This is a genomic window from Enterobacter sichuanensis, from assembly GCF_002939185.1.
Classification (GTDB): domain Bacteria; phylum Pseudomonadota; class Gammaproteobacteria; order Enterobacterales; family Enterobacteriaceae; genus Enterobacter; species Enterobacter sichuanensis.
This window is the reverse complement of the sequence record NZ_POVL01000038.1, coordinates 25,413-46,856: the sequence shown is the minus strand read 5'-3', so window position 1 is coordinate 46,856 and position 21,444 is coordinate 25,413. Positions and strand designations below refer to the sequence as shown.

Annotated in this window: 18 protein-coding genes; 7 read left to right on the top strand and 11 right to left on the bottom strand. The window is 54.5% G+C overall.

Translation table 11 applies throughout. The annotated features are described in order from the left end of the window. Window positions 1-44: 44 nt before the first annotated feature. From cirA to yieE, 3 genes are all read right to left on the bottom strand, one after another. The gene (gene cirA, locus C5687_RS16665) at window positions 45-2,015 is read right to left on the bottom strand and encodes a catecholate siderophore receptor CirA (RefSeq protein ID WP_104557401.1); all 1,971 of its coding nucleotides are present in this window, start codon (window positions 2,013-2,015) and stop codon (window positions 45-47) included. Between the two features lie 221 nt (window positions 2,016-2,236). Continuing rightward, on the bottom strand, window positions 2,237-3,706 hold the full coding sequence (locus C5687_RS16660; protein ID WP_025756267.1) for an amino acid permease: 1,470 nt from the start codon (window positions 3,704-3,706) through the stop codon (window positions 2,237-2,239). 158 nt (window positions 3,707-3,864) lie between these two features. Beyond that, window positions 3,865-4,731, bottom strand: coding sequence for a DNA-binding transcriptional regulator YeiE (gene yieE / locus C5687_RS16650; protein ID WP_104557400.1), 867 nt, complete (start codon window positions 4,729-4,731; stop codon window positions 3,865-3,867). A 97-nt stretch (window positions 4,732-4,828) separates the two neighbouring features. Between yieE and C5687_RS16645 the strand changes: the two genes are divergently transcribed. From C5687_RS16645 to C5687_RS16630, 4 genes are all read left to right on the top strand, one after another. Continuing rightward, window positions 4,829-5,875, top strand: coding sequence for a YeiH family protein (locus C5687_RS16645; RefSeq protein ID WP_104557399.1), 1,047 nt, complete (start codon window positions 4,829-4,831; stop codon window positions 5,873-5,875). A 181-nt stretch (window positions 5,876-6,056) separates the two neighbouring features. After that, the gene (locus tag C5687_RS16640) at window positions 6,057-6,635 is read left to right on the top strand and encodes a hypothetical protein (RefSeq protein ID WP_104557398.1); all 579 of its coding nucleotides are present in this window, start codon (window positions 6,057-6,059) and stop codon (window positions 6,633-6,635) included. Between the two features lie 65 nt (window positions 6,636-6,700). After that, window positions 6,701-7,558 carry a deoxyribonuclease IV gene (gene nfo, locus C5687_RS16635; RefSeq protein ID WP_094919131.1) on the top strand — a complete coding sequence of 286 codons (858 nt, stop codon included), beginning with the start codon at window positions 6,701-6,703 and terminating at the stop codon, window positions 7,556-7,558. A 2-nt stretch (window positions 7,559-7,560) separates the two neighbouring features. After that, the gene (locus C5687_RS16630) at window positions 7,561-8,655 is read left to right on the top strand and encodes a sugar kinase (RefSeq protein ID WP_104557397.1); all 1,095 of its coding nucleotides are present in this window, start codon (window positions 7,561-7,563) and stop codon (window positions 8,653-8,655) included. A gap of 15 nt (window positions 8,656-8,670) precedes the next feature. On the opposite strand, the gene C5687_RS16625 is transcribed toward C5687_RS16630, so the two are convergent. From C5687_RS16625 to fruB, 6 genes are all read right to left on the bottom strand, one after another. After that, on the bottom strand, window positions 8,671-9,918 hold the full coding sequence (locus tag C5687_RS16625; RefSeq protein ID WP_045285156.1) for a NupC/NupG family nucleoside CNT transporter: 1,248 nt from the start codon (window positions 9,916-9,918) through the stop codon (window positions 8,671-8,673). A 93-nt stretch (window positions 9,919-10,011) separates the two neighbouring features. Further along, window positions 10,012-10,950, bottom strand: coding sequence for a pseudouridine-5'-phosphate glycosidase (locus C5687_RS16620; RefSeq protein WP_025756272.1), 939 nt, complete (start codon window positions 10,948-10,950; stop codon window positions 10,012-10,014). Next, window positions 10,938-11,879, bottom strand: a complete 942-nt coding sequence (locus C5687_RS16615) for a pseudouridine kinase (RefSeq protein WP_104557405.1) — start codon at window positions 11,877-11,879, stop codon at window positions 10,938-10,940. The genes C5687_RS16620 and C5687_RS16615 overlap by 13 nt, the downstream gene beginning before the upstream one ends. Window positions 11,880-12,156: 277 nt before the next feature. Continuing rightward, window positions 12,157-13,842, bottom strand: a complete 1,686-nt coding sequence (fruA, locus tag C5687_RS16610; RefSeq protein WP_059385231.1) for a PTS fructose transporter subunit IIBC — start codon at window positions 13,840-13,842, stop codon at window positions 12,157-12,159. Window positions 13,843-13,858: 16 nt separating this feature from the next. Beyond that, the gene (gene fruK, locus C5687_RS16605) at window positions 13,859-14,797 is read right to left on the bottom strand and encodes a 1-phosphofructokinase (RefSeq protein WP_014170919.1); all 939 of its coding nucleotides are present in this window, start codon (window positions 14,795-14,797) and stop codon (window positions 13,859-13,861) included. Next, the gene (gene fruB / locus C5687_RS16600) at window positions 14,797-15,927 is read right to left on the bottom strand and encodes a fused PTS fructose transporter subunit IIA/HPr protein (protein WP_104557396.1); all 1,131 of its coding nucleotides are present in this window, start codon (window positions 15,925-15,927) and stop codon (window positions 14,797-14,799) included. The genes fruK and fruB overlap by 1 nt, the downstream gene beginning before the upstream one ends. 362 nt (window positions 15,928-16,289) lie before the next feature. Between fruB and setB the strand changes: the two genes are divergently transcribed. Then, the gene (setB, locus tag C5687_RS16595; RefSeq protein ID WP_104557395.1) at window positions 16,290-17,471 is read left to right on the top strand and encodes a sugar efflux transporter SetB; all 1,182 of its coding nucleotides are present in this window, start codon (window positions 16,290-16,292) and stop codon (window positions 17,469-17,471) included. On the opposite strand, the gene C5687_RS16590 is transcribed toward setB, so the two are convergent. After that, a complete protein-coding gene (locus C5687_RS16590) occupies window positions 17,468-17,722 on the bottom strand; it encodes a YkgJ family cysteine cluster protein (protein WP_025756276.1) in 255 nt (84 codons plus the stop codon). The two genes, setB and C5687_RS16590, sit on opposite strands and share 4 nt — an antisense overlap. 163 nt (window positions 17,723-17,885) lie before the next feature. Here C5687_RS16590 and yeiP point away from each other — a divergent pair, with 163 nt between their 5' ends. After that, on the top strand, window positions 17,886-18,458 hold the full coding sequence (gene yeiP, locus C5687_RS16585) for an elongation factor P-like protein YeiP (protein WP_008500940.1): 573 nt from the start codon (window positions 17,886-17,888) through the stop codon (window positions 18,456-18,458). Between the two features lie 116 nt (window positions 18,459-18,574). On the opposite strand, the gene uxuA is transcribed toward yeiP, so the two are convergent. Beyond that, window positions 18,575-19,765 carry a mannonate dehydratase gene (gene uxuA, locus C5687_RS16580; RefSeq protein WP_025756277.1) on the bottom strand — a complete coding sequence of 397 codons (1,191 nt, stop codon included), beginning with the start codon at window positions 19,763-19,765 and terminating at the stop codon, window positions 18,575-18,577. A gap of 204 nt (window positions 19,766-19,969) precedes the next feature. Between uxuA and C5687_RS16575 the strand changes: the two genes are divergently transcribed. Next, on the top strand, window positions 19,970-21,436 hold the full coding sequence (locus tag C5687_RS16575) for a mannitol dehydrogenase family protein (RefSeq protein ID WP_104557394.1): 1,467 nt from the start codon (window positions 19,970-19,972) through the stop codon (window positions 21,434-21,436). Window positions 21,437-21,444: the final 8 nt, after the last annotated feature.

Genomic DNA, 21,444 nt, shown 5'->3' with positions numbered 1-21,444 from the left:
TGTAGGCCGGGTAAGGCGCAGCCGCCACCCGGCACCTGACTGGGTCAGAACCTGTAATCCACACCCACGAAGTAGCGACGGCCATCTTCTGTATAGCTGTAATCGTCACGGCTCAGGTCTTTATCCAGCAGGTTCTGCACGCCCGCGCGCAGCTTAACGGCTTTCGTTGCCTGCCACGCCGCACCGGTATTCCAGATGACATAGCCACCCGGCGTAGGGGCACTGCTGGTCAACGCGCGTTTCTCGCCGGTGTAGTTGCCCTGAACGTAGAACGACCAGTCCTGGGTCGCCTGCCAGTCAACGGTACCGTTGGCCGTGTGGAATGGCAGATCGGACAGCGGTTTGTTGCCGCCGTTACTGATATCACGACCATCGTTATAGGTGTAGTTCAGCGTCACTTTCCACTCTTCCGCCAGCGGGAATTTCAGCTCCGTCTCCACCCCGCGGATACGCGCCTTGTTAACGTTGTAATAGCGGAAAATCGGTTCACCGTCCGCATTCAGGCCAACATAGTTAGGGTAGCTCTGGGCCTGCTTCACATTGGCCGTACGGCTAATGCTGATGCGGTCATCCACATTATTCTGGAAGGTGGTAATGCTGGCCTGCACGCCCTCTAACCAGCCCTCTTCCCCGCTGTAGTAGAGACCGAATTCGAAGCTCTCACTGGTTTCCGGTTTCAGGTCCGGGTTACCGACAATCTCACAGGCACCGCGGCATGAGCCGCTGACCCAGTCCGGGCTCAGCTGCAGCAGTGATGGCGCTTTAAACGCGGTAGCCCAGCCCCCTTTCACTGTTACGGTATCGGTCGCGTTATACACCAGATACGCCCGCGGACTCCAGTGATCGCCATAGGTGTCATGGTCATCCATACGGATACCGGTGGTCAGCGCCAGAGGTTCAAAGATACGCCACTCATCCTCCAGGAACAGAGCATACTGGCTTGTCGAGGTACTGCTGCTGGAACCGCCAGTCAGGTTGACCGGATCTTTCAGCTTATCGTGACGCCATTCACCGCCGAAGGTCAGGAACTGATTGATTTCGCCCAGAGGCAGCACGTATTTCCCGTCCACTGCGTTGCTCTCGGAGGTGATAGGATTACTGTTGCCCGGGTTTTTGTTGTCAACCTTCTCGCCGTATACCTTCAGCTCACTGTTGCCGATGCCCCAGCGACCGTTGTGACTGAGGGAGTAGTTCTGACGCTCAAGGCGGTTTTTGTCGAGGGAATCCGAGTCGCGATCCTGACGGTCGAAACCATAGCCCGCCGTAAAGTCGTGATTTTCTGACGGCGTCCAGGCGAATTCGACATTAGCATCGCGGCTCGTGAAGCCTTCGATGCGCGGCGTTTCACCGCTCGCCGTGGTAGAGGATTTCTGCTGGCCGTCTTTCTCACGCTTCGCGAGGCTACCGTAGGCTTTCAGCCCCAGCAGACCGTCCACCAGCGGACCGCTGGTGTAAAACTGACCGTTGTAGGTGTCTCCACGGTCGCGATGTTCCTGAATCGTGGAATCGGCGCTCAGGGTGCCCGTCCACTTCTGACCGATTTTTTTGGTGATAATGTTCACCACGCCGCCCAGCGCGTCGGAGCCATAAAGCGAGGACATCGGCCCGCGCACCACTTCGATTCGTTCGATGGCGTCAACCGGCACCCAGCTGAGGTCGAAATCATTATGGCGGAAAACCGCGTTGCGGGAGTTAACGCGCTTGCCGTCGACCAGGATCAGCGTATAGCTGCTGTCCAGACCGCGAATACTTACCCCTTTACGGTTGTCCCCTTCGCTCGTGAGTTGTACGCCCGGCACATCCCGTAACACATCTTTCAGGTTCTGAACGGGTTTGCGCTGCAAATCTTCCTGCGTAATCACGCTGATGCTGGCTGGCGCATCTCTCAGGTTTTGCTCGGTCGCGGAGGCCGTTACAACCAGAGTGTCGCCGGATTCTGCTGCGATAACAGGCAGGGCCAGGGACATTGCGGACGCACAAAGTCCTCCCCTGACGAAGGGATTCAACCTAAACATTCCATATCTCCATGAGGTAAATACAACTACATCAAATCATCACTCACAGCGTCTTCCTTGCCGCCCACATCTGCGGTGGGTCGGTGACACGCTTACTTTTGATAACGATAAAGCAAACGATAATTATTATCAATTAAATTGTTAAAAAATATATCTTTGTTTCAGCCTACAGGGATAAAAAAACCCGCTCGAATGAGCGGGTTAAAAGAGAGGGAGTGCGGTTATTGTTTAAATCGTTCCGGGAATTCCATTTCACTGTAGCGAACGAAGTGTGTGCCTTTCGTCAGTTTGTAACCAAACCAGATGACGAGGAACAGCGGAATACCAATGTAGGTTGCCGTGACGGCGCCCCAGTCAATGGTATCCGCCAGGAACGCTTCATAGTTCTGTCCCAGCGTAATAATCAGGCACAGAATGAAGGCGAAAATAGGACCCAGCGGGAAGAAGCCGGAACGATACGGCAGCGAGTTAATGTCATAGCCCTGTTTGACATAGCCACGGCGGAAACGGTAGTGGCTAATGGCAATCCCCAGCCAGGCAATAAAGCCCGTCATCCCCGAGGTGTTCAGCAACCACAGGTATACCGTCTGGTTGCCAAACATGGAGGTCAGGAAGCACAGACCGGCGATTACCGTTGTTGCGTACAGCGCGTTACGTGGAACGCCGCCGCGGGACAGTTTCGCGAAGATACGCGGGGCTTTACCGTCGCAGGCCAGGGTGTAGAGCATACGGGTGGACGCGTACATCCCGGAGTTACCGGCAGAAAGCACGGCGGTCAGGATCACGGCGTTCATCACTGCCGCCGCAGACAGCAGACCGGCGTGCTGGAAGACCAGCGTGAACGGGCTGACGCTAATGTCTTTGACGTCATTGCGCAGCAGGCTTGGATCGGTGTACGGAATGATCAGGCTGATAATCAGGATCGCGAACACGTAGAACAGCAGGATACGCCAGAAGACCTGACGAACCGCACGTGGAATATTTTTTTCCGGGTTCTCAGACTCACCGGCAGCGATACCAATCAGTTCAGTCCCCTGGAAGGAGAAGCCGACAATCATTGCCACGCCAATCATTGCCGAAAGACCACCGGCAAACGGCGCATCGCCTGTTGTCCAGTTGCTCCAGCCCGCAGGTTCAGCACCTTTGAAAATACCAACGATCATCGCCACACCGACGACGATAAAGATGATGACGGTTGCCACTTTGATCAAAGAGAACCAGTATTCTGCTTCGCCGAAACCGCGCACGGAGATGTAGTTCAGCAGGAAAATGACGGTCAGGAACAGTGCGCTCCAGATCCAGCCCGGCGTATCCGGGAACCACCAGTTCATCACCAGTTGTGCGGCGACGAGGTCAACGGCGATGGTGACCGCCCAGTTGTACCAGTAGTTCCAGCCCAGCGCAAAGCCGAAACCTTCTTCAACGTATTTTTGACCGTAGGTCGAAAACGAACCTGACACCGGCATGTACGCGGCCAGTTCGCCCAGACTGGTCATCAGGAAGTACACCATCAGGCCAATCAGGATATATGAGAAAAGCGCCCCACCCGGGCCTGCTGCCGAAATCGTTGCGCCAGAGGCAACGAAAAGACCTGTACCGATTGAACCGCCAATGGCGATCATCGTCAGGTGACGCGCCTTGAGTTCACGACGGAGCGTGGGCGCTTCTGTGGTTTTAATTTCTGAAACCATATGAAAATGCTGTCCATTTAATAAATGAGGCGCGATTGTAGCAGACGATCCGGATTCCTTCCGGCAGAAATGCTCAGTTATAAGAGAGCTTCATGACGCGGCCAGGATTATAAGTAAAGGATAATTTTTCCCTCTCCCCTTTGGGGTGAGGGACGCGTTTAGATTTCGCAATAGCGCAGAAAACGCTGCAGCGAGCTGGAGAGGTGTTTCTGACGATGGTGAATGCGCCACAGCGTGCGCACCAGTTTCGGGAGCGGAACGGCAATTTCCACCAGCGACCCCGTCTCAAGTTGCTCAGAAATGACCCGCCGTGAAAGGCAGCTGATGCCCAGCCCATGACGCACCGCGTGCTTAATCGCCTCTGAGTTCCCCAACTCCATCCCCAGCTGGAAATGCGGCAGGTGGGACAGCAGCAGGTAATCGACAATTTCCCGCGTGCCGGAGCCCTGCTCACGCAGGATCCACTGCGCCTGCGCCAGCCGCTCCAGCGTCACTTCGCCCTGCAATAAAGACGAGGCCGGGGACGCAAAGACCACCAGCTCATCCTCCAGCCAGGGCTCGGCAATGATATCGACGTTATGGCAGGGACCTTCGATGAGACCGATATCCACGCGGAAATCGATCACCGCGTTGATGACGTCCTGGCTATTACCGACGCTCATTTCCAGCGGCAGGGTGGGAAAATCCCGACGGTAGCGGGCAATCACTTCCGGCAGGATGTAATTCCCGATGGTGCTGCTGGCGTAGACGCGGATCGCGCCGTTGTCTTCGCGGAACAGCTGTTCGATTTCGATAGCCTGCTCCAGCAAGGCCAGCGCGCGCGGGTAGAGAAGGCGCCCGTGCTCGTTGACCACCAGGCGCTTCCCTACCCTGTCGAAAAGCTGAACGCCCAGCTGACCTTCGAGGTCGGTCAGGGCTGCGCTGACCGCAGATTGCGAGAGCGCCAGCATCTGCGATGCCTGCGTCGTCGACCCGCTTTTCAGCACTTCGGCAAAGACTTCCAGCTGGCGCAATGTAATGTGCATGGTTGCTTACCACTTATATAGATTGATTATAAGTATATAATCAATTTTATTTTTAAGCCAGAGCGCCGTAACCTTTAGCCAGACAAAGGAGAAGGTTATGTCAGAACTCACCTTACAGCATCATCGTACATTGTGGCACTTCGTGCCGGGTCTTGCGCTCAGCGCCGCGGTGACCGGCGTGGCGTTATGGGGCGGAAGCATTCCCGCCGTTGCCGGCGCAGGTTTTAGCGCCTTAACGCTGGCGATATTGCTCGGCATGGTCGTGGGTAACACCGTTTACCCACATATCTGGAAATCCTGTGACGGCGGCGTGATCTTCGCCAAACAGCACCTGCTGCGTCTCGGGATCATTCTCTACGGCTTTCGTCTCACCTTTTCGCAGATTGCCGACGTTGGCGTCAGCGGGATCGCCATCGATGTCCTGACCCTGACCAGTACCTTTTTACTGGCCTGCTTTATCGGCCAGAAAGTCTTTGGTCTGGATAAGCAGACCAGCTGGTTAATCGGCGCAGGCAGCAGTATTTGCGGCGCTGCGGCGGTACTGGCAACGGAACCTGTCGTGAAGGCCGAAGCCAGCAAAGTGACCGTGGCGGTGGCGACGGTAGTGATCTTCGGTACGGTGGCGATTTTCCTCTACCCGGCGATGTATCCGCTGGTGGCCCACTGGTTTAGCCCGGAAACCTATGGCATCTATATTGGCTCAACCATGCACGAAGTGGCTCAGGTGGTCGCAGCAGGTCATGCGATTAATCCGGAAGCTGAAAACGCGGCGGTGATTGCAAAAATGCTGCGCGTGATGATGCTCGCGCCGTTCCTGATTTTCCTGGCCGCGCGGGTTAAACAGCTGGCTCCGGCGGGCGGCAGCGAGAAAAGTAAAATCACCATTCCGTGGTTTGCGATCCTGTTTATCGTGGTGGCGATTTTCAACTCCTTCCACCTGCTGCCGAAAGCCGTGGTCGATATGCTGGTGACGCTGGATACCGTGCTGCTGGCGATGGCCATGGCGGCGCTGGGGGTGACCACCCACGTCAGTGCGCTGAAAAAAGCCGGTGCGAAACCGCTGCTGATGGCGCTGGTGCTTTTCATCTGGCTGATTGTCGGTGGCGGCGCGATTAACCTGCTGGTGCACTGCGTGATGCGTTAATGCATTGATTCCAAAAACATTAATAAAATCTGAAAAATTCCTAATTGCCATCAACAGCTCAGTAGAGATGAATAATCTCTGCTGAACTGTTTGTCTTTGTGTCATTTTAAGGAAAAAGTCATTTTCGGAACTGGATATTCTTCCACCGGTAAAGATCTTGACTTCTGGAGGTGCATGGATCGTGCGTTTCGTTAATTTATTATTCACCCTCCTTGTAATAACGTCGACACGACAAGCATACGCTAATCCAGTTGATGATCTTGAAGCAGCACAACTTCGCGCCAGAGAAGTACTTGAGCATCGCCTAAATGTCTGCGATCGGTTTAGAAAAATTGAAGCCAACTGGTTTGACTTCTGGCTTCAATCACAGTCGGTTGAGGTTAGAAAAAAAGCAATCTGGGATTTATACAGAAGAGCCAACGAACGATGCTACGGTGCGGAGCGTGACGCCTACTCAATAGCGCTTATTAATTACACGGCTATAACGGGCGATAGAACACTGCTGGATGACTGGATATCGTTCTATGATGATCCAGGGCTAAAAAGGGATATCCAACTCCCCATTCCTGAAATCGAATACGAGAAACAACTCGAACGGCTTACACTGCTTCCTGCTTTCTACATGCCGTTTGATACGATCTCATCCAGAGACGCCATTGCCCCCGATCAAGAATGGCTACTGGACCAAACTGTCCAGCAGACATTCCAACGAACGCCCTATCTTAAAGGTCTCATCATCAACGGACTGCACATTCAATAACGTAAACCCCTTTTAGATCCGCTATTATTGCCCTTTTCGATGGTGGGTTTAACAGGAGTCCCTTTATGAAATATGTTGGAGCGCACGTCAGCGCTGCAGGTGGCCTTGCCAATGCTGCCATTCGCGCCGCCGAAATTGAGGCGACCGCTTTCGCCCTGTTCACCAAAAACCAGCGCCAGTGGCGCGCCGCGCCGCTCACCACGGATGTGATTGATGATTTCAAAGCCGCCTGTGAGAAATACCACTACGGGCCGGGTCAGATCCTCCCCCATGACAGCTACCTGATCAACCTCGGACATCCGGTACAGGACGCGCTGGAGAAGTCCCGCGAAGCGTTTCTCGATGAAGTACAGCGCTGCGAACAGCTGGGGCTGACGCTGCTGAACTTCCATCCGGGTAGCCATCTGATGCAGATCGACGAAGATGCCTGTCTGGCGCGCATTGCCGAATCCATCAACATCACCCTGGATAAAACCAAAGGCGTGACGGCGGTGATTGAGAATACCGCCGGTCAGGGCAGCAACCTCGGCTTTAAGTTTGAACATCTGGCGGCCATTATTGACGGGGTGGAAGATAAATCCCGCGTGGGCGTGTGCATTGATACCTGCCACGCCTTTGCCGCCGGTTATGACCTGCGCACCACCGAAGCCACGAAAAACACCTTCGACGAGTTCGGGCGCATTGTTGGCTTTAAGTATCTGCGCGGTATGCACCTGAACGATGCGAAAAGCGCCTTTGGCAGCCGCGTTGACCGCCACCACAGCCTGGGCGAGGGTAATATCGGCCATGATGCGTTCCGCTTTATCATGCAGGATGCCCGTTTCGATGGGATCCCCATGGTGCTGGAAACCATTAACCCGGATATCTGGGCGGAAGAGATCGCCTGGCTGAAGGCACAGCAGACAGAACAGGCGGTTGCGTAAGAATGAACGAAAGAGAGAAGCAGATACTCAAGATCCTGCGGCGTAATCCCCTTATTCAGCAAAACGAAATCGCCGATATTTTGCAGATCAGCCGTTCGCGTGTCGCGGCACATATTATGGATCTGATGCGCAAGGGGATGATCAAAGGTAAAGGATATATCCTCACCGAACGGGAGTATTGCGTGGTGGTCGGCGCCATCAATATGGATATTCGCGGCACGGCGGAAATCCACTATCCGCAATCTGCCTCTCATCCGGGCAGCATTCACTGTTCCGCTGGCGGCGTGGGCCGTAATATCGCGCATAATCTTGCCTTGCTGGGAAGAGACGTCCATTTAATTTCAGCGGTAGGCAGTGATTTTTACGGCGAAACACTGCTTGAGCAAACGCGTCAGGCGGGGGTAAATGTCTCCAGCTGTATCCGCTTACACGGACATAACACGTCAACCTACCTCTCCGTCGCAAACCAGCAGGATGAAACGGTGCTGGCGATAAACGATACACAGATTCTGCAAAAGCTGACGCCGCAACTGCTGGACAACTCGCGGGATCTGCTCCGTCACGCCGGGGTGATACTTGCCGATTGCAACCTCACCCCGGAAGCGATGGAGTGGGTCTTCACCATAGCGGATGATATTCCGGTCTTTATTGATACCGTTTCTGAATTCAAAGCGGAAAAAATTAAGACCTGGTATTCACGGATCCATACCCTAAAGCCGACCCAAAAGGAAATTGAGATCCTCTGGGGCAATCCCGTTATTACCGATGCTGACCTGGCCCGCGCAGCGGATTTTCTGCATCAGCAAGGGGTTCAGCATGTTTATGTTTACATGAAGGATGAATCGGTTTTTTGTAGCCAGAAGAATGGCGAACAATTTCGTCTCTTCCCGCCTGCGCATCCTGTCGTGGACGGTTTTGGCGCGGATGACGGTTTTATGGCGGGCCTTCTCTATAGTTTTCTGGAAGGGAGCGATTTTCGTGACGGTGCGAATTTCGCGATGGCGTGTGCTGCCTTATCACGCGCCAGCGTCAGCCTCAATAATCCTGCCCTTTCCGCTAATAACGCACTCTATCTGCTCAATACAACCCAGGCATAATGCCTGGGTCATTCTTTATAAACTGATGAAGAAACCCGCAATCGTCGCGCTCATGAGATTGGAAAGCGTGGCTGCTGCCAGGGCCCGCATTCCCAACTGCGCTATTTCGGGCGCCCGCTGTGGCGCAATGGCGGAAAATGCGCCGACGACAACGCCAATGGATCCAAAATTGGCGAAACCGCAGAGGGCGAAAGAGATAATAGCGATGGTTTTTACATCCAGAGAGCCTGCCGTTTGCAGATACGGTGAGAAATTGAGGTAGGCCACAAACTCATTGATTGCCAGCTTCTGACCGATCAGGCTTCCGGCAAGCGTTGCTTCATGCCAGTCAACCCCCATAATCCAGGCCAGAGGAGCCAGAACATAACCAAAAATCCCTTCAAGCGTGGCGTGTTCGTAACCAAACCAGCCACCAATGCCGCCAATCATGCCGTTGATCAGTGCAATGATAGCGACAAACGCCATCACTACCGTTGCAACACCCGCAGCAATTTTTAGCCCGGTCATCGCCCCGCTCGCGGCAGCTTCAATAATGCTTTTCGGTGGGGTTTCAGTGAATGACAGGTTATCAAAAGTGACGTTTGACGCTTCCGTAGCCGGACTGAGTATACGCGCAAACAGGATCCCCCCCGGAATGGCCATCAGCGATGCGGCGAGCAGATAATCAATCGGCACGCCCATTCCGGCATAACCAATCATCATCGAGCCAGCAATCGATGCCATACCGCTACAGATCGCGGTGAACAGTTCATTGCGGTTAAGACGCTCAATAAACGGCTTCACAATTGCCGGGATCTCGTTTTGCCCAAGAAAGATGGTGGTCACGGCAACAAAGGATTCGATCTTACTGATGTGCAGTGCTTTCTGGAAAATACCGCCAAGAAACCGGATAAGCAGCCCCATCACGCCGATGTAATAGAGCAGGCTGATCAGGGCGGTGACAAAAATAATGGCAGGTAACACACGAAACGCGAAGATGAACCCCGCCCCATCAAACAGAACATCCATTTTCGGCCCTACCAGCGAGCCAAAGATAAAGGCGCTCCCTGCATCACTGTAGGACATGACTTTGTGTACGCCCAGCGCGGCCTGCTCAACAAGCCATTTACCGGGAGGAAAATAGAGCATAATCCCACCGATGGCGATCTGCAGAACCAGCGCAGCCCCCACGGTACGCAGGCTGATACGCTTTTTATTGACTGACAACAGGAACGCAATTGCCAGTAAAATTACCATCCCCACAACACTTCTCATGATATCCATAACGAATTCCCTTCATGCCAGTAAACCCGGCGTTGTCGCCGGGCCTCAGTTGTGTTTGCCCCTGGTGGTCGACAGCATGCTGACTGAACGGCTTTAACAGGCGAGACGTTGATAGGCTTTCGCTATCTCGCAGGCCAGCACGGCGTTGTTGAAGACCAGTTGGATGTTGGACTTCAGGCTGTCGCCACCGGTCAGATCGGCCACCCGGGCCAGCAGGAAAGGCGTGCTTTCTTTGCCCACGATGCCCTGCTCTTCAGCTTCTCGTACCGCCTGATCGATGGCTGCGTTAATTTTGCCTTCTGCCATAGCGAACGATTCAGGAATCGGATTGGCCACCACCAGTCCGCCGTTCAGACCCGTCTGCCACTTCACGAGCATGGCGCGGGCAATCTCTTCTGCGGTATCGAGACGAATGCTCACGTCAAATGGACTGGTACGACAGAAAAATGCCGGAAGAGAGGTTGTCTGGTAGCCAATTAGCGGGACACCAAAAGTTTCTAAATATTCGGTGGTGAGCCCCAGATCGAGAATAGATTTCGCGCCCGCACACACCACCGTGACATTGGTATGTGCCAGCTCCTGAAGATCGGCAGAAATATCAAACGTGCGTTCAGCACCACGATGAACACCACCGATTCCCCCGGTTGCAAAAACTTTAATTCCGGCCAGCGCCGCAATAATCATGGTGGAGGCAACCGTTGTTGCACCATTTTTTTTGGCTGCTACGACAAACGGTAAATCCCGGCGACTGACTTTTGTGACGCTGTGCCCTTCGCGCCCCAATAACTCAATTTCATCTTTACTCAAGCCTACTTTCATTATTCCGCCAATAATGGCAATAGTTGCCGGAACAGCGCCATGCTGACGAATGGTTTGTTCGACCTCAATTGCCGTTTGTGCATTTTGTGGGAAAGGCATCCCATGAGAAATAATGGTGGATTCGAGCGCGACGACCGGCTTTTTATTTTTAAGCGCGTCCTGTACCTCTGGTGAGATTTGCAGTAATTCAGCATTCAGTGTTAATTCAGACATGCGGATTTCTCCAGTAAGGAAATAACGTTTTCAACAGATAAATCAGGGTTATTGGTATATTCACAGGCAAGCGCCATGGATGAGCAACCCTGCGCGAAACGTACGGAATCAATAAATGACAAACCATCCACCCAGCAGGAGACCAGCCCGGCCATCATGGCGTCGCCTGCACCGGTCACATTAATGACCTGCGTTTTAACAGGTAATGCCCACCCATGCTCCCCGTTGGCGTGACTGTAGTAAACACCATCCCCCCCCATGCTGAGTACCAGCCGCGTTAGCCCATGCGTATGGAACCAGGCGGCAACATCCGCAGCGTCGTCACGTCCGGAAAGCGCAATCCCACTGAGGGTTTCGGCTTCCAGTCGGTTGGGTTTCAGCGTGTGGATTTTGTCGAGATGATTGCGAATTTTGATACATTTCCAGGCGGATACCGGATCTACAAATACCGGTACGCCGCCGGCATTTTCGAGTATCCAGACCAGTGCCTCCTCACTGATATTACAGTCGGCAACAACTGCTGATGCGTGATGAATGAAATCGGCATGTTGCGTTAAAAAACGGGCAGAAATATGTTCGGAAATACTCATATCATTGATAGCTACTAACATTTCACCCGTGTTATCGAGCAGTGATAAATAACAGGATGTATTTTCACCGGGCACACACAGACTTTTTTCTACGTGGACACCACTCTGACTGGTTTGTGTTAATAACATTTCACCGTAAAAATCCTGGCCTACGGCAGTGAGTAGCCATGATGCTTTACCCAGCAATGAAAGATTATGGGCAATATTTCTTCCCACGCCGCCGGGAGAAAATTTTATCCGCCCTGGATTGGAGTCAGCATAATTGAGTGAATCATGTGAATATCCGGCCACATCCATATTGGCTGAACCGATTGTTACTATGTATTCCTTTTTGCGCATAGCACACCCTCCGGCAAAGCATTGCCATAGTAATGATGTCGCGATTAACGACACCAAAATCTATTAGAGCTTATGTTTGTAAACAAACATCTGTTTGTATTGCGCATGTTTTGATCAAACGGAATCTGGCTGCAAGCGCTAAAGCGAGTAGTTATGAACAGAATCACATTTTTTAGCGGATATAATTCGGGAAGGCAGGAAAACCTGAGAGACAGGGCACAAAATGCAGAAATAAAAAAGGGCAGAGAATTCTCTGCCCTGGGAGAGGGGATTTATATCACGCCGCTTTCGCCACCACGTCCGCTTCAGGACGTTTGAGCACCGCGTAAGAGAGACCTGCCACCAGCGTACCCGCAACAATCGCCAGCAGGTAACCCAGTACCGGTGTGATGGCGCCAGGGATCAGCAGGACAAACAGACCGCCGTGTGGTGCCATCAGTTTTGCGCCAATCGCCATGGAGATAGCGCCGGTCACCGCGCCACCAACGATACAGCACGGCAGAACACGCATTGGATCACGGGCGGCAAATGGAATCGCCCCTTCGGTGATAAAGCACAGACCCAGTACCAGCGCCGCTTTACCCCCTTCCTGCTGCGCTTTGTCGAATTTACGACGCGCGATAATCGTGGCCAGACCCAGTGCCAGCGGAGGCACCATACCTGCGGCCATAATGGCAGCCATCGGCGCGTAGGTCTGGGTACTCAGCAGGCCAACACCGAAAGCGTACGCCGCTTTGTTCACCGGGCCACCCATATCGGTACACATCATGCCCCCGAGGATCGCACCCAGCAGTACCGCATTCGCGGTACCCATGGTTTGCAGCCAGTGAGTCAGGCCCGCGAGGATACCTGCAACCGGCTTACCAATCAGGTAAATCATCGCCAGCCCGACCACCAGACTGGAAATCAGCGGGATAATCAGGATCGGTTTCAGCGCTTCCATACTCTGCGGCAGCTTCAGCTTCGCGCTGATAAGCTTCGCGACGTAACCCGCCAGGAAACCGGCAATGATACCGCCGATAAATCCGGAGCCGGTGCTGACGGCCAGCATACCGCCGATAAGTCCCGGCGTCAGGCCAGGACGGTCAGCGATGGAGAAGGCAATAAAGCCCGCCAGAACAGGTACCATCAGCGCGAACGCAGAACCACCACCGATCTGCATCAATGCTGCAGCCAGCGTCCCTTGTTCTTTAAACGCGGTAATACCAAATGCGAATGACAGCGCAATACACAAACCACCCGCGACCACCATTGGCAGCATGTAAGAGACACCGGTCAGCAAGTGACGATAGGCGCCTGCTGACTCTTTCTTCCCTTCCGTCGCGGTCTGCGCGGTACCGGTAGCCTGATACGGCTTCGCTTCCACCAGTGCTTTATCAAACTCCTGCGCGGTTTTTTTCAGCGCCAGGCCGGTTGAGGTACGGTACATCGGCTTACCGGCAAATTTCGCCAGATCCACTTCGATATCCGCCGCCACAATCACCAGATCGGCTTCCGCCACTTCTTCAGGGGTGATAGCGTTGCCCGCGCCCACAGAGCCACGCGTTTCAACTTTTACCCACCAGCCGCGTTTTTTCGCTTCGGTTTCAATGGCTTCAGCCGCCATGAAGGTGTGAGCCACCCCCGTCGGACAGGCCGTCACCGCGACAATGCGTTTCGGTCCTGCTGCAGCAACCGGTGCAGTGGCGACAGGCGCGCTGTAAACAGACGCATGACCTTTCGCTTCACTCAGGAACAGTTCCGGGTGGGCCACCGCACGATTAATATCGCCCAGCCACACTTTTTTGCCATTCAGCGCACTGTCAGCCGGGATTTTATCGCCCAGGACAATGGCCAGTTCTGCATCACCTGGATTATCGATAATCTCCAGATGCGCTTTTTGTGCCGCCGCGCCCAGCAGGGTCTTCGCCATATAGGCGCGAGCCTGTCCGAGACCGGAGTCAATGATCAGCAGCGTTTTCATTATTCCTCTCCTGCTGTTAGTTAAAAGGTTTTAAGTCAACGCGCGCCATCATCGCGGCTAACTGGGTACGATCGGTAATACCGACATTGCTCTGGCTGACGGCCAGGGCTGCAACGGCGGTGGCAAGACGTAAAGTATGTTCACTGGATTCACGCATCAGCAGACCATAAATCAGGCCGCCAACCATGGAATCCCCTGCACCAACGGTGCTGACAACGTCAACCGATGGCGGTTTGGCGATCCATTCGCCGGACGCGTTAACCCACAACGCCCCTTCAGCCCCAAGCGAAATCACCACATGAGCGATACCCTGCTCGCGCAGCGCATGGGCAGCGTCAATCACATCTTTTAATTCTGGCAGCTTACGACCGGCCCAGATCTCCAGTTCACGGCGATTTGGCTTCACCAGCCATGGAGAGGCTTTCAGACCCGCAACCAGCGCGTCGCGACTGCTGTCAAAAATAATGCATGGGCACTGGCTGCGCAGGCGCGTCATCCAGTCGGTGAACGCTTCCGGGCTCACGCCGGACGGCAGACTGCCGCTGACGCATACCATGTCGAACTGGCCCAGCCAGGTCAGGGAATCGTTCACAAAACGCTCCCAGTCGGACGGAGTCACCTCAAAGCCGGAGAAGTTCAGATCGGTCACTTCACCGTCTTTCTCCGTCAGCTTAACGTTGATACGGGTACGGCCCTGAACAACCTGAAAACGGTTAGCAATGCCCAGCTCGCTGAACAGCTGCTGGAAACCATCCTGGTTATCTTTACCGAGGAATCCCCCCACGGTGACATCGATACCGAGATCCTTGAGCACTTTCGCGACGTTAATCCCTTTACCCGCAGCATGCAGGCCAGTGGTACGCACGAGGTTTACTTCGCCGCGCTCAATTTCCGGGCAAAACCCCACCAGGTCATAAGCCGGGTTCAGCGTAATAGTCGCAACACGTCTGCTCATTATGCGCCCTCCCCCAGACCCGCGGCGATGGCATCGCCAATCGCTTTCAACGCCTGTTCAGCATCCGCACCCTGCGCGGTGAAGCGCAGACGGTGACCTTTCTTCACGCCCAGCGCGACAACTTTCATCAGACTACGGCCGTTGGCCGGTTTGCCCGTGCCATCAAGATTCGCCACGGTGATCTCACTTTCGAATTGTTTAATGGTATTCACCAGCATGGTGCCGGGACGGGCATGCAGGCCGTGTTCGTTACGCACCACGAACTCTGCGGTCAGCACGTCATCCGTCAGCGCATCATCACTGGTCAGCAGTGCCAGCAAGGTGGAGGCATCAGCGTTCAGCAGTTTTTCAGCTTTGTTGTTCAACAGCAGATCGCCCAGACGTTTCAGCACGGAAACCGGCTGTTCATCGTTCATCGCCACGGTCACCAGCATGGCCGCACGTTCGCCGTCTACGTCAAACGCGCTGGCCGCGCGGCTCACGGCGATAGCACTGCGCAAGTTGCCTTCAGCACTGTCGTTCAGCCAGATACCCTGCCCCAGATTCAACGGCTTATCGTTGATCACACGCGTTACGAAGGTGGCATCCGCCGCGCCGGCTTCCTTCAGGCGACCCGCGTTTAGCGCCTGCAGCGTCACCAGGTCGGAGGCAACCACGTCCAGCGTTAGCGTTTCATTATCCAGTTTCAGCGCTTCACTCTGTTTTTCGCCCATCAGCAAGGCGCGCAGCTCTTCCGCTGTCGTGGCGGATTTGAGCTGTTCAGCCACCGCGTCATCGCTCAGGACGTGCGTCAGCTGACGCAGCAGGCCTAAGTGTTCGTCGCTGCTGGCCGCGATACCGATAGCCACATAGGCCACCTGCCCCTCGCCCCAGAGCACGCCCTGCGGGAACTGATAAACCTTAACGCCGGTTTTCAGCACCTGATCGCGGGTGTCCGTCGTGCCGTGCGGAATGGCAATGCCGTTGCCGAGGAAGGTTGAGGTCTGCTGCTCGCGCGCCAGCATGCCGTTTACGTAGCCGTCCGCGACGTTACCCGCCTGCACAAGTGCAGCGGCAACCTGGCGAATAGCCTCTTCTTTATCCCCGGCCTGAGCGCCCGGGTGGATATCCTGAACAGATAACTGGAACATGGTTCTCCTCTCCTGCTGAACTTGAATCGTTTCAGCTTAAATGAGAAAAAATGCGCTAGCCTGCTCCGTTTGTTAAAACAAGATAGCGCTGAAACGTTTCAAAAAGTCTTGCGCTTTCTGCAATTCCTTGCAAGTAAACTCGTATTTCTGATGTCAGAATTTAGAGATACAGCACATTTCTTATTCCTTCAGCTGAATTTTGCTGAAGTTCAGCAAGTCAGTTTCAGCTAAGGTCAGCCGGGGAGGATGCAAGATGAAATGCCATTTTGATTTTTCGTGGCATCATTGACCGCAGCCACTGTTTATTTTTTAGCTGACGGCGTAAACTCCGCTCCCTCTCTGTTACTCGCTAATTATAAAACATGCATAACACCCCTGCGGCTGCCTCGCCGAAGCCCTTTGATTTGACCTCTGCGGCATTCCTCATTGTTGCCTTCTTCACGGGTATTGCCGGTGCGTTACAGACGCCGACGCTGAGTTTATTTCTGACCAATGAAGTCCACGCCCGTCCGGCAATGGTCGGCTTCTTTTTTACTGGAAGCGCCATCATCGGCATCCTCGTCAGTCAGTTTCTGGCAGGGCGCTCCGACAGAAAAGGCGATCGTAAAAGCCTGATCGTTTTCTGCTGCCTGCTCGGTGTACTGGCCTGCGTTCTGTTTGCCTGGAACCGTAACTATTTTATTTTGCTGTTCATCGGCGTGTTCCTGAGCAGCTTTGGCTCGACGGCGAACCCACAGATGTTCGCCCTTGCCCGCGAGCACGCCGACCATACCGGACGCGAAGCGGTGATGTTCAGCTCTGTTATGCGTGCTCAGGTGTCGCTGGCATGGGTGATAGGGCCGCCGCTGGCTTACGCGCTGGCGATGGGTTTTGGCTTTACGGTGATGTACCTGAGCGCGGCCGTTGCGTTTGTCGTCTGCGGCGCGCTGGTGTGGTTCTTTCTGCCGTCAATGCGCAAAGAGCCCAAAGTGTCAACGGGCGTGTTGGAAGCGCCGCGCCGTAACCGCCGCGATGCCCTGCTTCTCTTTATTATCTGCACGCTGATGTGGGGCACCAATAGCCTGTATATCATCAACATGCCGCTGTTTATTATTGATGAACTGCATCTGCCGGAAAAGCTGGCGGGCATTATGATGGGCACCGCCGCCGGGCTTGAGATCCCAACCATGCTCATCGCGGGTTACTACGCGAAGCGTTTCGGAAAGCGTTTTTTAATGCGTATCGCCGCCGTCGCTGGCCTGCTGTTCTATATTGGTATGTTGACGGCTCACACGCCGGGGCTGTTGCTGGCTTTACAGCTGCTGAACGCCATTTATATCGGCATTCTCGCCGGGATAGGCATGCTCTACTTCCAGGATCTGATGCCGGGCCAGGCAGGCTCCGCCACGACCCTGTATACCAATACCACCCGCGTGGGCTGGATTATCGCCGGTTCAATGGCCGGCGTCGTGGCTGAGATCTGGAACTATCACACCGTGTTCTGGATTGCGCTGGTGATGTGCACGCTGACGCTTGGCTGTCTGGCGAAGATTAAAGACGTTTAAGGCGCGGTGAGCGCTTCCAGCTCAAGCAGGTACGTCATCGCCTGCTCACGCGTGGTGCCGCACATTTCGGCTGAGGGCTGAAGCCCGGAACAGACCTTCGGGCGCAACGGTGAGCCAAAGATCATACACAGGTTAGTCTCTGAGAGCTGAACGCAGCGGGTATTGGCAGGCTTGCCTTCGGGCATTCCTGGAATGGGACTTGAAATGGACGGTGCAGTACAGCACGCGCCACAATCTGGACGGCAATCCATAAATGCTCTCTTCGCTGACGAACGCCCGCTCAGTCGGGCATCGCGCGCACAGTAACACCTTTTGTGTATTGATAGCAAAAGCCACGAATTCCTCTTGCCTGAAAGGCCGCGCACGAGTAATTTGGCGCGATATTTTTTACCTCCCGTAAACAGGATTACTGCAATGCCAAGAGCGAACGAAATTAAGAAAGGTATGGTACTGAATTACAACGGCAAATTGCTGATTGTGAAAGATATCGACATTCAGGCCCCGAGCGCCCGTGGCGCAGCAACGCTGTACAAAATGCGTTTCGCCGATGTCCGTACCGGCCTGAAAGTGGAAGAGCGCTTTAAAGGTGACGATATCGTTGATACCGTCACCCTGACCCGTCGCTACGTTGATTTCTCCTACATCGACGGCAACGAATATGTGTTCATGGACAAAGAAGATTACACCCCGTACATCTTCACCAAAGATCAGATTGAAGAAGAGCTGCTGTTCATTCCTGAAGGCGGTATGCCTGATATGCAGGTTCTGACATGGGATGGCGTGCTGCTGGCGCTGGAACTGCCTCAGACTGTCGATCTGGAAATCGTTGAAACGGCACCAGGCATCAAAGGCGCATCTGCGAGCGCCCGCAACAAACCGGCTACCCTGACAACCGGTCTGGTTGTGCAGGTACCGGAATACCTCTCCGCGGGCGAGAAAATCCGCATCCATATCGAAGAAAAACGTTATATGGGTCGTGCTGACTGATTGCGGCTTTTGCCCGGTGGCGCTACGCTTACCGGGCCTACGAAAAACCGGCCCTGAAGCCGGTTTTTGTGTTTTTGTAGGCCGGGTAAGGCGAAGCCGCCACCCGGTAATTTCGCTTACAGAAGCTCCGGATACTTCGTCATCTTCAGCGCCAGCTCCACACCGCGCACTTCCGCCATCCCTTTCAGACGGCCAATTGCCGAATAGCCAGGGTTGGTTTTCTTACGCAGATCGTCGAGCATCTGGTGGCCGTGATCGGGACGGAATGGAATAGGACGTACATCGCCCGCCTGCTTACGACGCGCCTCTTCCGCCAGAATAGCGTCCACCACCGCAACCATATTCACATCACCGCCCAGGTGCGCGGCTTCGTGGAAGGTTTTTGGGTTCTCTTCACGACAGGTCGCACGCAGATGCGTGAAGTGGATACGATCGCCAAAGGTTTCAATCATCCGCACCAGATCGTTATCCGCACGCACGCCGTAGGAGCCGGTACACATGGTAAAACCGTTGTAGATGCTGTTAACCGTCTCCTTCAGCCACTGCATATCTTCAATCGTGGAGACGATACGCGGCAGGCCGAGGATCGGACGCGGTGGATCGTCCGGGTGTACGGCCAGGCGAACCCCAACCTCTTCCGCCACAGGAACAATGGCGCGCAGGAAGTACGCCATGTTTTCACGCAGCTGGTGCTTATCAATATCGCCGTACTCCGCCAGACGCGCGCGGAACTGATCCAGCGTGTATCCCTCTTCCGCACCCGGCAGGCCAGCAATAATATTGCGGGTCAGCTTTTCAATGTCCGCGTCGCTTGCCGCGTTAAACCACGCCAGCGCCTGCTGCTGCTCTTCCGCGGTATAGTCCGCTTCGGCGCCCGGACGCTTCAGAATGTGCAGTTCGAATGCCGCAAAGGCAATCTGATCGAAACGCAGCGCTTTTGAACCGTCCGGCATCTGATATTCAAGGTCAGTGCGCGTCCAGTCCAGGATCGGCATGAAGTTATAGCAGACGGTATCAATGCCGCAGGCCGCAAGGTTACGAATGCTCTGCTGATAGTTCGCAATCCAGGTCTGATACTCCCCGGTATGGGTTTTGATATCCTCATGAACCGGAATACTTTCCACGACAGACCAGGTTAATCCCTTCTCCGCCAGCAGGGCCTGGCGCTGTTTAATTTCCTCCACCGGCCAGACCTGACCGTTAGGAATGTGATGCAGCGCCGTGACAACACCCGTTGCGCCAGCCTGACGCACATCATCAAGAGAAACCGGATCGTTCGGCCCGTACCAACGCCAGGTTTGTTCCATTACCCCACCCCTCAAGTTGTTATACCAATACATGTTAATGCGATGACGACTACCATACATGTTTGCCATAAAGGGTCAATACACCGCCACACATTGATTGATCAAACTCACAGAACCGGGATATTTACGGCTCACCAATTTTATTTGTTGTCATATAACTTTACACTGGCATTGTTAATTAATGGTTAATCAGGTGTGTATTTCATGAAGACAATTGCCTCCACCTCGCTGCCTGCTCACGTTCAGCAACCTCGCTACGATCGCGCGCAGTTACGCTCCCGCATCGTTCATTTTGGCTTTGGCGCCTTTCACCGCGCGCATCAGGCCTTGTTAACAAACCGGGTGCTGAATGAAAAAGGCGGCGACTGGGGGATCTGTGAGATCAGCCTCTTTAGCGGTGATGTGCTGATGAGCCAGCTGCGCGCGCAGGATCATCTGTTTACCGTGCTGGAGAAAGGTGCAGACGGCAATCAGCCGATTATCGTCGGCGCCGTCCATGAATGCCTGAACGCAAAGCTGGACTCCCTGTCCGCCATTATTGAGAAATTTTGTGAGCCGCAGGTCGCGATTGTGTCGCTCACCATCACCGAGAAAGGCTATTGCATCGATCCTGCGACCGGTAAACTGGATCTGCACAACGCGCGAATCGTCCACGACCTTGAAAATCCGACTGAACCGCATTCTGCCCCGGGGATTCTGGTCGAAGCGCTCCATCGCCGCCACGAGCGTGGCCTGCCCGCCTTTACCGTGCTCTCCTGCGACAATATCCCGGATAACGGGCACGTAGTGAAAAACGCGGTGCTGGGCATGGCGCAAAAACGTTCCGCTGCGCTGGCGGAGTGGATCGAAAGCCACGTCAGTTTTCCGGGCACGATGGTCGACAGGATTGTCCCCGCCGCGACTGACGCTTCGCTTGCGGAAATCACCGAAGCGCTCGGCGTTGAAGATCCGTGCGCCATCAGTTGCGAACCGTTTATTCAGTGGGTGGTGGAAGATAACTTTGTCGCGGGCCGTCCCGAGTGGGAAGTGGCAGGTGTCCAGATGGTGCAGGATGTACTGCCGTGGGAGCAGATGAAACTACGCATGCTCAACGGCAGCCACTCTTTCCTGGCGTACCTCGGGTATCTCGCGGGCTATGCGCACATTAATGAATGTATGGAGGATCCCTCTTTCCGTAATGCCGCCCGTCGGCTCATGCTCGACGAACAGGCGCCCACATTACGTATTCAGGATGTCGACCTCACCGCCTACGCCGATAGCCTGCTCGAACGCTTTGCTAACCCGGCTCTCCAGCACCGTACCTGGCAAATCGCGATGGACGGTAGCCAGAAATTGCCCCAGCGCATGCTGGACGGGATCCGCATCCATCTTGAGCGAAAAACGCCGTGGCCACTGCTGGCGCTCGGCGTGGCCGGCTGGATACGCTACGTCAGCGGCACCGACGACCGTGGCAACGCGATTGATGTTCGCGATCCCCTCAGCGATAAAATTCGTACGGTTGTTGATGCCAGTGACGAGGCCGATCGCGTCAACGCGCTGCTGGGGCTGAGTGAAGTCTTTGGCCACGATCTGGCGCAAAACCACGTTTTTGTTGAGGCGGTTAACCAGGCCTACCAGCGAATCAGCCGCCACGGCGCGCGTCAGGCTGTTATTGAAACGTTAAATATTTAACGTTTATT

Coding starts and splice junctions, on each gene's coding strand:
- cirA (WP_104557401.1), bottom strand. CDS start 2,015: ATGTTTAGGTTGAATCCCTTCGTCAGGGGAGGACTTTGTGCGTCCGCA.
- C5687_RS16660 (WP_025756267.1), bottom strand. CDS start 3,706: ATGGTTTCAGAAATTAAAACCACAGAAGCGCCCACGCTCCGTCGTGAA.
- yieE (WP_104557400.1), bottom strand. CDS start 4,731: ATGCACATTACATTGCGCCAGCTGGAAGTCTTTGCCGAAGTGCTGAAA.
- C5687_RS16645 (WP_104557399.1), top strand. CDS start 4,829: ATGTCAGAACTCACCTTACAGCATCATCGTACATTGTGGCACTTCGTG.
- nfo (WP_094919131.1), top strand. CDS start 6,701: ATGAAATATGTTGGAGCGCACGTCAGCGCTGCAGGTGGCCTTGCCAAT.
- C5687_RS16630 (WP_104557397.1), top strand. CDS start 7,561: ATGAACGAAAGAGAGAAGCAGATACTCAAGATCCTGCGGCGTAATCCC.
- C5687_RS16625 (WP_045285156.1), bottom strand. CDS start 9,918: ATGGATATCATGAGAAGTGTTGTGGGGATGGTAATTTTACTGGCAATT.
- C5687_RS16620 (WP_025756272.1), bottom strand. CDS start 10,950: ATGTCTGAATTAACACTGAATGCTGAATTACTGCAAATCTCACCAGAG.
- C5687_RS16615 (WP_104557405.1), bottom strand. CDS start 11,879: ATGCGCAAAAAGGAATACATAGTAACAATCGGTTCAGCCAATATGGAT.
- fruA (WP_059385231.1), bottom strand. CDS start 13,842: ATGAAAACGCTGCTGATCATTGACTCCGGTCTCGGACAGGCTCGCGCC.
- fruK (WP_014170919.1), bottom strand. CDS start 14,797: ATGAGCAGACGTGTTGCGACTATTACGCTGAACCCGGCTTATGACCTG.
- fruB (WP_104557396.1), bottom strand. CDS start 15,927: ATGTTCCAGTTATCTGTTCAGGATATCCACCCGGGCGCTCAGGCCGGG.
- setB (WP_104557395.1), top strand. CDS start 16,290: ATGCATAACACCCCTGCGGCTGCCTCGCCGAAGCCCTTTGATTTGACC.
- C5687_RS16590 (WP_025756276.1), bottom strand. CDS start 17,722: ATGGATTGCCGTCCAGATTGTGGCGCGTGCTGTACTGCACCGTCCATT.
- yeiP (WP_008500940.1), top strand. CDS start 17,886: ATGCCAAGAGCGAACGAAATTAAGAAAGGTATGGTACTGAATTACAAC.
- uxuA (WP_025756277.1), bottom strand. CDS start 19,765: ATGGAACAAACCTGGCGTTGGTACGGGCCGAACGATCCGGTTTCTCTT.
- C5687_RS16575 (WP_104557394.1), top strand. CDS start 19,970: ATGAAGACAATTGCCTCCACCTCGCTGCCTGCTCACGTTCAGCAACCT.